At 37.8% G+C, this 12,606-nt stretch carries 14 protein-coding genes; 11 read left to right on the top strand and 3 right to left on the bottom strand.

Annotated features, from left to right (window positions below):
- The first annotated feature begins 319 nt into the window (after positions 1–319).
- The gene (recX, locus tag ACOI1D_RS08590) at positions 320–1,141 is read left to right on the top strand and encodes a recombination regulator RecX (protein WP_422500848.1); all 822 of its coding nucleotides are present in this window, start codon (positions 320–322) and stop codon (positions 1,139–1,141) included.
- Positions 1,142–1,288: 147 nt separating this feature from the next.
- Here the strand turns inward: recX and ACOI1D_RS08595 are convergent, their stop codons facing one another.
- Positions 1,289–1,945 carry an SDR family NAD(P)-dependent oxidoreductase gene (locus tag ACOI1D_RS08595; RefSeq protein WP_422500849.1) on the bottom strand — a complete coding sequence of 219 codons (657 nt, stop codon included), beginning with the start codon at positions 1,943–1,945 and terminating at the stop codon, positions 1,289–1,291.
- A 99-nt stretch (positions 1,946–2,044) separates the two neighbouring features.
- On the opposite strand from ACOI1D_RS08595, the gene ACOI1D_RS08600 reads away from it, so the two are divergent.
- The gene (locus tag ACOI1D_RS08600; RefSeq protein WP_422500850.1) at positions 2,045–2,377 is read left to right on the top strand and encodes a YfhH family protein; all 333 of its coding nucleotides are present in this window, start codon (positions 2,045–2,047) and stop codon (positions 2,375–2,377) included.
- Positions 2,378–2,410: 33 nt separating this feature from the next.
- On the opposite strand, the gene ACOI1D_RS08605 is transcribed toward ACOI1D_RS08600, so the two are convergent.
- Positions 2,411–3,397: a metal-dependent hydrolase gene (locus tag ACOI1D_RS08605; protein WP_422500851.1), complete on the bottom strand. Its 987-nt coding sequence runs from the start codon at positions 3,395–3,397 to the stop codon at positions 2,411–2,413.
- An 85-nt stretch (positions 3,398–3,482) separates the two neighbouring features.
- On the opposite strand from ACOI1D_RS08605, the gene mutY reads away from it, so the two are divergent.
- From mutY to ACOI1D_RS08625, 4 genes are all read left to right on the top strand, one after another.
- Positions 3,483–4,547: an A/G-specific adenine glycosylase gene (gene mutY / locus ACOI1D_RS08610; protein ID WP_422500852.1), complete on the top strand. Its 1,065-nt coding sequence runs from the start codon at positions 3,483–3,485 to the stop codon at positions 4,545–4,547.
- A gap of 160 nt (positions 4,548–4,707) precedes the next feature.
- Positions 4,708–4,917, top strand: a complete 210-nt coding sequence (locus tag ACOI1D_RS08615; RefSeq protein WP_422500853.1) for a gamma-type small acid-soluble spore protein — start codon at positions 4,708–4,710, stop codon at positions 4,915–4,917.
- Between the two features lie 260 nt (positions 4,918–5,177).
- Positions 5,178–5,705, top strand: a complete 528-nt coding sequence (locus ACOI1D_RS08620) for a DUF402 domain-containing protein (protein WP_422500855.1) — start codon at positions 5,178–5,180, stop codon at positions 5,703–5,705.
- A gap of 371 nt (positions 5,706–6,076) precedes the next feature.
- The gene (locus ACOI1D_RS08625; protein WP_422500857.1) at positions 6,077–7,843 is read left to right on the top strand and encodes an ABC transporter ATP-binding protein; all 1,767 of its coding nucleotides are present in this window, start codon (positions 6,077–6,079) and stop codon (positions 7,841–7,843) included.
- Between the two features lie 130 nt (positions 7,844–7,973).
- Here the strand turns inward: ACOI1D_RS08625 and ACOI1D_RS08630 are convergent, their stop codons facing one another.
- Positions 7,974–9,275 (bottom strand): glutamate-1-semialdehyde 2,1-aminomutase, encoded by a 1,302-nt coding sequence (locus ACOI1D_RS08630; protein WP_422500859.1) that lies wholly within the window; start codon positions 9,273–9,275, stop codon positions 7,974–7,976.
- A gap of 139 nt (positions 9,276–9,414) precedes the next feature.
- On the opposite strand from ACOI1D_RS08630, the gene ACOI1D_RS08635 reads away from it, so the two are divergent.
- The 5 genes from ACOI1D_RS08635 (at position 9,415) to perR (ending at position 12,559) form a co-directional block, all read left to right on the top strand.
- Positions 9,415–9,822, top strand: a complete 408-nt coding sequence (locus tag ACOI1D_RS08635; protein WP_422500861.1) for an ion channel — start codon at positions 9,415–9,417, stop codon at positions 9,820–9,822.
- Positions 9,823–9,882: 60 nt separating this feature from the next.
- Positions 9,883–10,293, top strand: a complete 411-nt coding sequence (gene bcp / locus ACOI1D_RS08640) for a thioredoxin-dependent thiol peroxidase (protein ID WP_422500862.1) — start codon at positions 9,883–9,885, stop codon at positions 10,291–10,293.
- Positions 10,294–10,448: 155 nt separating this feature from the next.
- A complete protein-coding gene (locus ACOI1D_RS08645) occupies positions 10,449–11,399 on the top strand; it encodes a D-2-hydroxyacid dehydrogenase (RefSeq protein WP_422500863.1) in 951 nt (316 codons plus the stop codon).
- Positions 11,400–11,401: 2 nt separating this feature from the next.
- Positions 11,402–11,959: a cob(I)yrinic acid a,c-diamide adenosyltransferase gene (locus tag ACOI1D_RS08650; protein WP_422500864.1), complete on the top strand. Its 558-nt coding sequence runs from the start codon at positions 11,402–11,404 to the stop codon at positions 11,957–11,959.
- Between the two features lie 156 nt (positions 11,960–12,115).
- Positions 12,116–12,559 (top strand): peroxide-responsive transcriptional repressor PerR, encoded by a 444-nt coding sequence (gene perR, locus ACOI1D_RS08655; protein WP_422500866.1) that lies wholly within the window; start codon positions 12,116–12,118, stop codon positions 12,557–12,559.
- Positions 12,560–12,606: the final 47 nt, after the last annotated feature.

Here is a 12,606-nt window from a genome sequence, read left to right on the forward strand (position 1 = left end):
CGGCTCCTTGAAGCTGCCGTCATAAGCAATTAACACTTCGAACGCTTAAACCATGCGTTCTACGGTTTCTTGCTTATGCGTCTGCTTCAGAACAGTCGCCTTCGCTTTTCTTTATTGTCTAGCTGCGCAGGCTAGAGACTCGAGACATAGTCAATAGACACTCCAAGCACGTAGCCCATGTGCTTTACGGTCTCTTGTCTATGCTTGTCGTCTCTGAGCAAGCCTGCTCCGCTTTTCTTTATTATATGCAAGTTTTTGATTCTTACTGTGGTGATTGGTAAAAAAATTCATGTTATTATTAAAAAAAGGGGAGAGTACATTGAAAAAAATTACCCGAATCACCACGCAGAAAAAACGTAAGAATCGCTATAATATCTTTTTGGATGATGGCAACGACGAATACTATGGCTTTAGTGTTGATGAAGCCGTTCTAATTGAGTACAAGCTTCAAAAGAATCTTGAATTGGAAGATTCCATGATTGATGAATTAATCCAAAAAGATGATCTACATAAATCATATACCCTAACAATTAATTTCTTAAGCTACCGAATGCGAACAAAAAAAGAAATTCACGATTACTTAGTGAAAAAAGAAGTTGATGAGGAACATATTAAGCAAATAATGGATCGTCTCCTGACGGAAGGGTTGCTAGATGATCGTATGTTTGCTGATTCATTTGTTCGAACAAGAATCCAGACATCTATTAAAGGTCCAATGTTAGTAAAAAAAGAATTAATCGAAAAAGGTGTTTCAGTAACAATTGCCAGTGAGGCTATTAAGGAATATACCTTCGATGTACAAATGGAGAAAATAGAAAAATGGATAGATAAAAAGATGAATAAACAAGGAAGGGACTCTTTTAAAAAACAAGTACAACAGCTTCAAGTAACACTTATGCAAAAAGGTTTTGAACAGGATGTTATAAAAGAAGCGGTTTCAGGTCTTGGTGACGAAAAAGATGACGACGCGGAATGGACAGCCATCATTAGTCAGGGTGAAAAGTTGTTGCGTAAACACAAAACAAAGTCTTCAGGGTATGCGCTCCGTAACAAGGTGAAAGAGGGCTTGTATCGAAAAGGTTTTGGGATTGATTTAATTAATAAGTTTTTGGACAGGGACGAAGATGAGGACGAGTTCTAGAAAAGATGTTAAGAAAGGCAGTTACATACTCCCAGCATAGGGGAATTGTGACTGCCTTTCTTTAGCAGTAAAGAAAGTAAAAATATTTCTTTCTTCATAAGTGCAACTAAGACTTTCGCGATTAAGGCATGGAATAAGCCAAGTTTTCTATGAAATAAATATTTCGTTCCGTCCATCATCCTCACTAAAAATTTGTGCTGCAACAACTTCCGGGTCCTTTAGGGAGGATGTATCTTTCACATGTGAAGAGGAATCCCAAAAAGGGGTTTTCATTCCGCCCATATATACACCTGTTATAGTGAATGATTCGTTTTCCCATTCTTTTTGCAAGCTTTCTGTAAAACCTCTGATAGCGAATTTGCTGGCACAATAAATAGATTCGTTTGTTTTTCCTCTTAGTCCAGCAGTTGAAATGATTGTTAACATCCTTCCGCCGCTTTTTCTGATTAGTGGTAACGCGGATTGAACGGTTAATATTGTTCCTTTTACGTTGGTGTCCAAAGTAGATTCTATATTTTCAACCGTATACTCCTTTACTGCACCAAACACACCAATACCTGCATTGTTTATGAATACATCCAGTTTACCAATTTGTTGAAATGCAATACTGACAGAGGCGGGTTCTTTGACATCACATAAGACAATGAAGGCTTTGCCTCCAGCTTGAGTTATTTCATCTTGTACAATGTGTAGTTTTGTATCTGATCTACCTAATAAGAAAACAGTATATCCATTTTTTGCATATGTACATGCTAGAGACCGACCGAGTCCGCTTCCAGCACCTGTTATTGCTATGTTTGGCAAGGTGAAATCCTCCTAATATTTTTTAATATAGAGCTTTGATATGTTCATTGTCCTAAAGAATTGTTAAAATGTAAAATGAAAGTAAAGGAGGCGATAATAGTGGATATTCGATTTAGTGATTATTCGATAGAGCAATTACGAGAAGAAGTGGGGAAATTAAAAGAGAAAGCACTTAAAGCCGAACAAGTGGGAAATGTAAGTGAAGTTGCTATCAATGAACGTAAAATGCAGGTAGCGATGGCATATATGTTAAACCCTGAGGATTTTAAGGCTGAGGATACGCACCAAATTAAAGGTGACCCTGGGCATCGTTTTAAGATAAATTATATAAATGGTGTATTTGCCTGGGGACATAGGATAAATTTGCTAGATGAAACATACGAAAAAGAAGATGCAATCCCGATTTCAATGCTCGGTGATAAAATTAAATAACAGCGGAGCGACTAGTGGGTCGCCTCGCTGTTTTTAAATAGGATTATCCCCAACAAATAACTTACTTTGAAGCTTTTGTTCAGAAAATATCCAACCAGTATAGGAACTCATAATTCTCATGTTTTCACTTATTTGAACGACTGCAACAAAAGGGTAATGTCCTTTTGAACGGTATCTTAGATCAACAAATCTAACCTCGATATAATCATCGTATTCGTTTACTTCCCAACGGTAAACTGGAGAAAATGATAGGAATGCTGATACATTTTTATCTTTTTTAGCTAATTGAATCACTTTTGTATCAGGTAATGGGACCCTTTCATATTCATCAACGATTTTAATATGTCCATTTTCAGCTTTTCCAACGAAGAAATTATCTGTAGTTGTTATTGCCACTCTCCAAAAGTTTTGCTTCATGGTTGGCGATGTCGCAATTTTTTCTACGTCTGAAAAATGGTCATCGATCTTTTTAATGATTTCCCTTTTATCCATATACCGTTTAATATAATATAGGGTGATTACTGCATAGATTGTCAGCCACGTATATCCTGGATTAGCTCCGAGAATCCATGCAACAATACCTGCGATATGGAGGATAAAGATATAAGGGTCGAATGTGTTAATAAACCCATGGGCGACCCATTTATTAGTGAAAGGCCGATATGCTTGTGTACCGTAAGCATTAAAAATATCAACGAATACATGAATAATGACTGCTAGGAACGTCCAAAGCCACAAATGGAAAAAGTTAACTTGTGGAACAAATAAATGTATAATTCCTGCTAATAAAATGCCCCAAAAAATTACAGCTGGTATGGAATGGGTAATACCTCGATGGTGGCGGATATATACTGCATTATTTCTTAGTTTTAATATTGTATCAAAATCAGGTGCGTGTGAACCGATAATTGTTCCTACTAGAACCGCACTAAATAATGTAGGATCATTATGCACGGCTGGGTCAAGAGTTGCAAGTCCTCCAAGAGCAACCCCCATGACCACATGGGTGCCAGTATCCATAATTCGAGTTCCTCCTTAGAAGTTTGTGCCCGATTATCCAAAATTTAAGTTTTCCAAAATTAGTGTTAACAAAGGTTGTGTTTATATGAAAGATAATACGCCACTTATTGATATATCGCAATTCCAAAATGATTTAATCACATGGTATCAAGCTAATAAACGTGATCTACCCTGGCGTAAAGAGAAAAATGCATACAGAATTTGGGTTTCTGAAATAATGCTGCAGCAAACAAAGGTAGACACTGTTATTCCTTATTTTAACCAATTCATTGAAAAGTTTCCCACCATCCATGATTTGGCAACTGCAAACGAGCAGGATGTCCTAAAATCATGGGAGGGTCTAGGTTACTATTCCCGAGTTCGCAACTTACAAAACGCGATAAAAGAAGTAGTTGCGAGTTATGGTGGGGAAGTTCCTAAAAGTGCATCAGAGCTTGGATCGTTAAAAGGAGTAGGACCTTATACAAAAGGTGCGATTCTCTCTATTGCATATGATCAACCTGAACCAGCTGTCGACGGTAATGTAATGCGTGTCTTGTCACGTATACTAAAAGTTCAGGAAGACATCGCAAAACCCAGAACAAAAAAGATATTTGAAGACCATATTAGAAATATTATATCTCACACGGATCCTTCTTCATTTAATCAAGGTATGATGGAGCTTGGCGCGACGGTTTGCACACCCAAAAATCCTGCATGCATGTTATGCCCTGTTCAACAGCATTGCCAGGCTTTTGCTGAAGGAATAGAGAAGGAACTACCCATAAAATCCAAAGCTAAAAAACAAAAGACAATTCCTTACATTGTCTTATTAATTAAAAACAAACAAAATAGCTACTTAATTGAAAAGAGACCTAATGAAGGACTCTTGGCTAATCTATGGCAATTTCCAATGATTTCTTTATCTGAAATGGGATTTAATGAAATTCCAAACTACTTTGAAAAGGAATATGGTATTAAAGTACAATTGAACAGAGAAGTAGGAAAAGTGAAACACATTTTTTCCCATATCATCTGGCAGTTGGAGCTGCATGAAGCAACTTCAATCAATACACAAACAGCTGTCTCTGATGCACAGTTTGTAAACAAGGAAGAAATGGATTCTTATCCATTTTCAGTTTCTCACCAGAAAGTGATGCAGTATATTTAAAAAATGTATGCTCTACTCTATAATACTTTTTAATATATGTGATGTAACGGCATTTATACCGGTTTGTTAATTTGTACCAGTACATGCTAAAATTAACAGTTATTTTAAAAGCATAACATCTCCCAAATTGGTTAAATTAATTATTGCGGAGGTGATATAGATGGCTAACAAACAACAACCTAACAAATCTGCTGCAGGTACAAATGTTCAACAAGTAAGACAACAAAACCAAAAAGCAGCTCAAGGTCAAGGTCAACAAGGTCAACAAGGTCAAGGCCAGTTTGGAACAGAATTTGCATCTGAAACAAACGCACAAGAAGTAAGAAGAAAAAATCAACAAGCACAACAAAACAAACAAAATAAAAGTTAATACACCTACCCCGTTTTTTTCTGACTCAGAAAAAGAGCTTTCTTCTCCCAAGAAAGCTCTTTTTTTTGTTTTCAAAAAGAGACAAAATATGAGCGTGTGTCTTTATCTTTACTAGAGTTACCATTATAATGAAAAAAAAGGACGAGGAGATTTTTTAGCAGTAAAGAAAGTATAAAAACTTTTCTTTCTGCATAAGTGCAACTAAGGCTTTCGCCATTAAGGCTGACGACAAGCCTAGTTTTCTAAGAAAGGAAGATACCATGGTTGGTCCTGAGACAGGTTCTAAAACTCAAATTAAGAGCTACAAACATAACGGCCAACTACATCGTGTTTGGGAAAATTGCCTTGTTTTAAAGCGGACAGAAAATGTAGTTATTGGAGCAAACGATAAAACAAATGTGATTGAAAGTGACGGAAGAGTATGGGTCACAAGGGAGCCAGCTATTTGTTACTTTCACGCTAAATATTGGTTTAATATAATAGGTATGCTAAGAAATGACGGAATTCATTATTATTGTAATATTAGTTCTCCATTTGTATATGATGAGGAAGGTATAAAATATATTGATTATGATTTAGATGTTAAAGTATTTCCTGATATGACTTATAATTTATTGGATGAAGATGAGTATAAAGAACATAGAGAACAAATGGGGTATCCAGAAGTACTTGATCAAATCCTGCAAAAACAAATGAGTTACCTGCTAAGGTGGGTACACCAAAGAAAAGGTCCCTTCTCACCAGAATTCGTCGACCAATGGTACGAAAGATTCCTAACCTATAGGTGAAAAGAAAAGCGTAGGCGACTGGTCAGTGGCGTACAAATAGATAGGACTGTGAAAAGTACGTCGAACTTTACGTACGTTCATCAGGACTAACTATTTGCTAGCCGCTAGGAGCTGCAGCTAGACAGTAGAAAAGCGTAGGCGACTGGTCAGTGGCGTACAAATAGATAGGACTGTGAAAAGTACGTCGAACTTTACGTACGTTCATCAGGACTAACTATTTGCTAGCCGCTAGGAGCTGCAGCTAGACAAAGAAAAGCGTAGGCGACTGGTCCGGAATCTTTTCAACAACCTTGTTACAACTGTAGCAAGGATTTTTCTTGCCCCCACAAGAAAAAAACGAGAATACAGAAATAGATGAGGAAGATATAAAAATGAGCAGTATAAAGCAATATATGCAATTTGTTAAACCGTACCGAGGGAAGATAGTGTGGACCGTTCTCATAGGAATCGTAAAGTTTGCTATTCCTTTGTTAATGCCATTAATTTTAAAATATATTATTGACGATATTATTAATGAAAAAAATATGACGGACAGTGCCAAAACAAGTGAACTTCTATGGATTATGGGTGGAGCTTTTGTTATTTTTCTGATTTTACGTCCACCGGTTGAATATATTCGACAATATTTAGCGCAATGGGTAGGTAATAAAATCCTGTTTGACATAAGGGATAGACTGTTCGACCACATACAAAAACTGAGCTTGCGTTTTTACTCTCAGACAAAAACCGGGGAAATTATTTCCCGGGTAATAAATGATGTCGAACAAACAAAGAATTTTGTTCTAACTGGTTTAATGAATATATGGTTAGACATAATAACCATTTTAATTGCAATTTGTATTATGCTTACAATGGATGTAGGACTTACTTTGGTTTCTATTATTCTATTCCCTTTATTTGGTTTTTCCATCAAATACTTTTATGGGAGATTGCGACGTTTGACCCGTGATCGTTCCCAGGCCTTGGCTGAGGTTCAGGGACACCTCCATGAGCGAGTTCAAGGGGTTCCAGTTACGAGAAGCTTTGCACTTGAAGATTATGAACAAGGGCAATTTAATAAAAGAAATGAAAAATTCCTTGATAGTGCATTAAACCATACCAAGTGGAATGCTAAGACATTTGCAGTAACAAATACAATAACTGATTTAGCGCCATTGCTGGTGATTGCTTATGCCGGTTATCACGTTATAAATGGTGGGTTATCAGTAGGAACGATGGTTGCGTTCGTAGCTTATATGGAAAGAGTTTATAGTCCACTACGTCGTTTGATCAATTCATCAACTGTATTAACGCAATCAATCGCATCTATAGATCGAGTATTTGAGTTTTTAAATGAAAAATATGATATTGTCGATAAAAAAGACGCTAAGGCTATCTCTAATGTAAAGGGAAATGTAGACATCGAAAATATTTCCTTCCGATATAGTGATGATGAACCCGAAGTACTAAAAAATGTCTCTCTTAACGTGAATAGAGGTGAGACAATCGCTTTAGTTGGTATGAGTGGTGGAGGGAAATCCACATTAATCAGCCTCATTCCACGATTTTATGATGTTACCGAGGGTTCTATTAAGATAGATGGTACAGATATTCGTGATGTCAAAGCTCGTTCACTGCGGGATAACATCGGAATGGTTCTGCAGGACAACACATTATTTAGTGAATCAATTGCTATGAATATACGGATGGGGAATCCAGAAGCCACTGATGAAGAGGTTATCACCGCCGCTAAGGCTGCAAATGCACATGACTTCATCACGGAGTTAGTACATGGGTATGACACCCTAGTTGGTGAACGCGGAGTGAAATTATCTGGAGGACAAAAACAGCGTATTGCGATTGCGCGTGTATTCTTGAAAAATCCCCCGATATTAATATTTGATGAAGCTACATCAGCACTTGATTTGGAAAGTGAGCACACTATTCAAGAGGCATTAGAAAAGTTGGCTTCAGATAGAACAACATTTATAGTTGCTCACAGGTTAGCTACTATTACGCACGCAGATCGAATTGTCGTAGTTGTTGGTGGAGAAATCCAAGAAACCGGAACTCACCATGAATTAATGAGAAAACAAGGTAGCTATTACAATTTGTATCAGGTACAAAATCTAGATCAGCCAGAACTGGCTAAAGGATAATTTAGAAAACTCCTGTTGCAGTTGCAACAGGAGTTTTTTTGCAGGTAAGAAAGTATAAATCCTTTCTTACTGCATAAGTGCAACTAAGGCTTTCGCCATTAAGGCTTGGCGATAAGCCAAGTTTTCTAAATCACTTGTTTTCAGTCATTACTTTAAATGCATAGTCTACAGCCTCAATCGTGTTGTCTATATCATCTTCACTATGTTCCGTTGTTAAAAACCATGCTTCATACTTTGATGGAGCTAAATTAATACCTTGTTCTAGCATTAATCTGAAGAATTGAGCAAAAGCTTCACCATCACTTGCCTCTGCCTGATCATAATTGGTAATCGTACCTTCACCAAAATAAACAGTGAGTGCGCCGCACAAACGATTTAAGGAAATGGTGACGCCATGTTCGTTTGCCCTCTCTAAAATTCCTTTTTCAAGTTGAGCGCCAAGCTTATCCAAATTTTCATAAACGCCGTCCTGTTGTAATACTTCTAAACAGGCAATACCAGATGCCATCGACGCAGGATTACCAGCCATTGTACCAGCTTGATAAGCAGGGCCAAGTGGTGCTACCTGCTCCATAATATCGAGTCTGCCTCCGTATGCTCCAATTGGTAGGCCGCCACCCAGGATCTTACCCATGGCAGTCATGTCGGGCTCAATACCGTATATTTGCTGCGCACTACCATAGGTGAAGCGGAACGCAGTGATTACTTCATCGTAAATCACTAGTGCACCTGCATTATGTGTTATATCATTTACTGCCTGTAGAAATCCTTCATGTGGTTCTACAATACCGAAGTTGCCTACGATTGGTTCAACTAGTACAGCTGCGACTTCATCTCCCCATTTTTTAATTGCCTCTTCAAAAGCTCCGAGATCATTAAAAGGAACAGTGATTACGTCTGCCGCAACAGCTTTAGGAATTCCGGCAGAATCAGGTGTGCCGAGAGTAGCGGGACCTGAGCCCGCCTGAACCAGAACTGCGTCAAAATGGCCATGGTAGCAACCCGCGAACTTAATAACTTTTGTACGATCCGTATAGGCACGTGCAACTCTAATTGTTGTCATTACAGCTTCTGTACCTGAATTGGTGAACCTAACTTTTTCAAGTGATGGGATTGCGGCTTTAATCATTTTTGCAAACTTGTTTTCAAGCTTTGTCGGGGTTCCGTACAACACACCATTTGAAGCAGCATCAGAGATCGCTTTTGTAATATGGGGATGAGCATGACCAGTGATTATTGGTCCGTATGCGGCTAGATAATCAATGTATTTGTTCCCATCTACATCCCAAAAATATGCGCCTTTTGCACGCTCCATATATACCGGTGCCCCTCCACCAACAGCTTTATAGGCTCTGGATGGGGAGTTTACACCTCCAACTATGTGTTGTAAGGCTTCTTCATGTAATGCTTTGGATTTAGTATAAGATTTCATCTGTTATTCCTCCTGCAAATTAACTAACAAAAAAACTTTGGCATTTCCTGCTTGTGTTTATCCTAACTCAAATGCATAAGAAAATAAATGACATAGACGACTTGGACAAGACGTATTGTAATAAAAAGAAGGGGATAAGATGACAATAGTTTCATGGTTGTTGGTTAGCGGAGTTAGTATAACTATGGTAGGCAGTGTTGTCTACTTTATTAAAAGTGGCAATAATGAACGAAATTTTTCAATGGATATATTTTATACTTTACTTGTGGTTTACATTATTGTCATTCTTGGGTTTGCGCTTATTTACTTTGTTCTTTCCTTTCATAGGGTTGTCTTAGTAGAAGGTGGCGAGCTTAGGCAGGTTAGTGTGACGGGATCTCTAATGCACTCTGCTTATTTTAGTGGTGTTACTATGCTGACGATTGGATATGGTGACATTACACCAGTCGGATTTGGACGTTTAATCGCTTTAATCCAGGCATTAATTGGATATATTTTACCGACAGCATTTGTAATTCGAATTGTACAAAATAAGCAAGATGATTAGGGTAAATAAGAAACTATGCTATAGTAGAAATAATGAAATAACTCGTTTGGGGGACTTGGAATGACAGTTGAAACAGGAAAAATAGCACCAACATTTACACTGCCAAATCAAAAAGGTGAAAAGGTCAGTTTAACAGATTTTAAAGGAAAGCACGTTGTGTTGTATTTTTATCCAAAAGACATGACACCAGGCTGTACAACGGAGGCATGTGACTTTCGTGATAGCTATACAAGTTTCGAGGATCTTGACGCAGTAATAATAGGGGTTAGCCCAGATCCAGTCGATAGGCATCAACAGTTTATTGATAAACACGATCTACCTTTTTTATTACTTGCTGATGAAGAACATAAAGTTGCTGATGAATATGGCGTGTGGAAGCTAAAGAAAAACTTTGGCAAGGAATATTACGGTATTGAAAGGTCGACATTTATTATTGATAAAGATGGAAAACTACAAAAAGAATATCGTTAAGTAAGTGTTAAGGGTCATGTTGAAGATGCATTAACATTTATTCGTGAAAGTCTATAGTTAATGAAGGCAGTCCCCTTGTTTATAGCGGGCTGTCTTGTCATTTGACCAAGAATTAAAGTATAACTACATATACGCGTGTACGAGGAGGAAGCAAGTTGAACATTATTTTTTCAGCCAAAATAACAGCACCTCACCGAGACAAGTTGAAACAACTTTTTACAGACGAAACGTTTGTTTTTTGCGATAATATGGGGGCTGCAGAAGAGCACTTGGCTACAGCGGAAGTGCTTGTAACATACGGTGAAGATTTAACAGATGTAATGATTGAAAATGCAAAAAATCTGAAATGGATTATGGTAATATCTGCGGGATTAGATCAGATGCCATTTACTGCTATTAGTAAAAGGGATATTTTAGTAACAAATGCCAGAGGTATCCATAAGATTCCAATGGCGGAATATGCGATATCACACATTCTCCAGGTTTCTAAACAAACAAAACAACTGCTGGAAAACCAAAAAAATCAGAAGTGGGACCGTACTGTTCGTGCACAAGAGATAACAGGTAAAACAATGTTAGTGGTAGGTGCTGGAGCAATTGGACAAGAAGTTGCCCGTTTAGCAAAAGCATTTCGTATGCAAACGTATGGCGTATCCAGAAGTGGGGGAGAACTTGAGTTTTTTGATAAAAGTGTGAGACCACACGAAATGGAAACTCTGTTGCCGGAAGTGGACTTTATTATATCAGTCTTGCCAAATACACCTGAAACAAAGGGATTTTTTACAAAGGAGCATTTTGAATCCTTACCGAATCATGCTGTATTTCTAAACATGGGACGGGGTAGTGCTGTATCAGGTGAGGTTATCCTGGAAGCCATTCAATCCAAGGAGATTGCACACGCAATACTGGATGTGTTTGAAAAGGAACCACTGCCAGCTGAGCATCCGCTTTGGTTGGAAGAAAATATTACAATTACACCACATTTGTCTGGGCTGACACCTAATTATCAAATACGAGCATTAGAAATTTTTGAACAAAACCTTCATACTTATAGACAGAATGGAACAAACTTTATAAACAGGATTGATATTACAAGGGGGTATTAATGATGCGAATTTATACAAGATCTGGTGATAAGGGTAAAACCTCATTAATATATGGACAACGTGTATCGAAAAACGACTTACGTGTAGAGGCCTATGGGACATGTGATGAAGCAAACTCGATGATCGGTCTTGCGCTAAGTTTCCTGGAAAAGGAAGAGTGGGGAGAAAAGGAATCCTTCCTAAAAGTAATGCACCGTGTGCAAACAATACTCTTCCATGTTGGGGCAGAACTTGCTACACCAAGTGATAAAGAAGTGAAATGGAAATTAAAAGATGAATATATCCAGGAGCTGGAGAATCAAATTGACGAGTGGGACAAAGAACTAGCACCGTTAAAAAACTTTATCCTTCCATCTGGTCATTGCACGTCAAGTGCCCTGCATACTGCTCGTACTGTAACAAGAAGAGCAGAGCGAACTGCAGTTGGACTTGAAGATGAAATTACCAATCCGTTAGTGGTATCTTATCTGAATCGACTCTCTGACTTTCTATTTGTAGCAGCAAGGTACGTGAATCATAGCTTAGGGGGAGAAGAAATTCCTTTGCAAGCGGATGTATAGGTTCTATAAAATCGGTGAATAGATGCTAAGATAGATTTAATTGCATATACTTTTATTGACAGATGACCATTGTAGCAGGTACACTAATTATAGTAATTACAATGTAATAATAGTAGTAAATGCAATTAATTATAAATGAAAGTGAGGTGCATGACGATGTCTGAACAAAAACTACGTGAAGCTATTGGTACATTAAAAGAATCAGGCGTACGGATTACACCGCAACGTCATGCGGTTCTTGAATTTCTTCTTAATTCCATCATTCACCCAACAGCAGACGATATATATAAAGCACTTGAAGGAAGATTTCCTAATATGAGTGTAGCCACCGTATACAATAATCTACGCGTTTTAAAAGAAATTGGACTTGTTAGAGAGTTACCTTATGGAGATTCGTCCAGTAGGTTTGACTGCAACACATCTGACCACTATCACATTATTTGTGATTCCTGTGGTAAAATTGTTGATTTCCATTATCCACCACTGAACGAAGTTGAATCTCTAGCTGAACAGGTTACCGGATTTGACGTCAGTCATCATCGAATGGAAGTTTATGGTAAATGTGAATCTTGTCAAAAAGTTGGGACGCAAAAGCATTAGGCCAATGATAAAAACCCCTGCAACTTAATGTGCAGGGGTTTTTATTA

The sequence above is a fragment of the Virgibacillus sp. DJP39 genome, assembly GCF_049310925.1.
Taxonomy (GTDB): Bacteria; Bacillota; Bacilli; order Bacillales; family Amphibacillaceae; genus Virgibacillus_F.

Bases quoted from the DNA above. Each gene is read 5' to 3' on its own strand.
- perR (WP_422500866.1), top strand. From the start codon at position 12,116: ATGTCTGAACAAAAACTACGTGAAGCTATTGGTACATTAAAAGAATCA.
- bcp (WP_422500862.1), top strand. From the start codon at position 9,883: ATGACAGTTGAAACAGGAAAAATAGCACCAACATTTACACTGCCAAAT.
- ACOI1D_RS08630 (WP_422500859.1), bottom strand. From the start codon at position 9,275: ATGAAATCTTATACTAAATCCAAAGCATTACATGAAGAAGCCTTACAA.
- ACOI1D_RS08650 (WP_422500864.1), top strand. From the start codon at position 11,402: ATGCGAATTTATACAAGATCTGGTGATAAGGGTAAAACCTCATTAATA.
- ACOI1D_RS08620 (WP_422500855.1), top strand. From the start codon at position 5,178: ATGGTTGGTCCTGAGACAGGTTCTAAAACTCAAATTAAGAGCTACAAA.
- ACOI1D_RS08635 (WP_422500861.1), top strand. From the start codon at position 9,415: ATGACAATAGTTTCATGGTTGTTGGTTAGCGGAGTTAGTATAACTATG.
- ACOI1D_RS08615 (WP_422500853.1), top strand. From the start codon at position 4,708: ATGGCTAACAAACAACAACCTAACAAATCTGCTGCAGGTACAAATGTT.
- ACOI1D_RS08625 (WP_422500857.1), top strand. From the start codon at position 6,077: ATGAGCAGTATAAAGCAATATATGCAATTTGTTAAACCGTACCGAGGG.
- mutY (WP_422500852.1), top strand. From the start codon at position 3,483: ATGAAAGATAATACGCCACTTATTGATATATCGCAATTCCAAAATGAT.
- ACOI1D_RS08605 (WP_422500851.1), bottom strand. From the start codon at position 3,397: ATGGATACTGGCACCCATGTGGTCATGGGGGTTGCTCTTGGAGGACTT.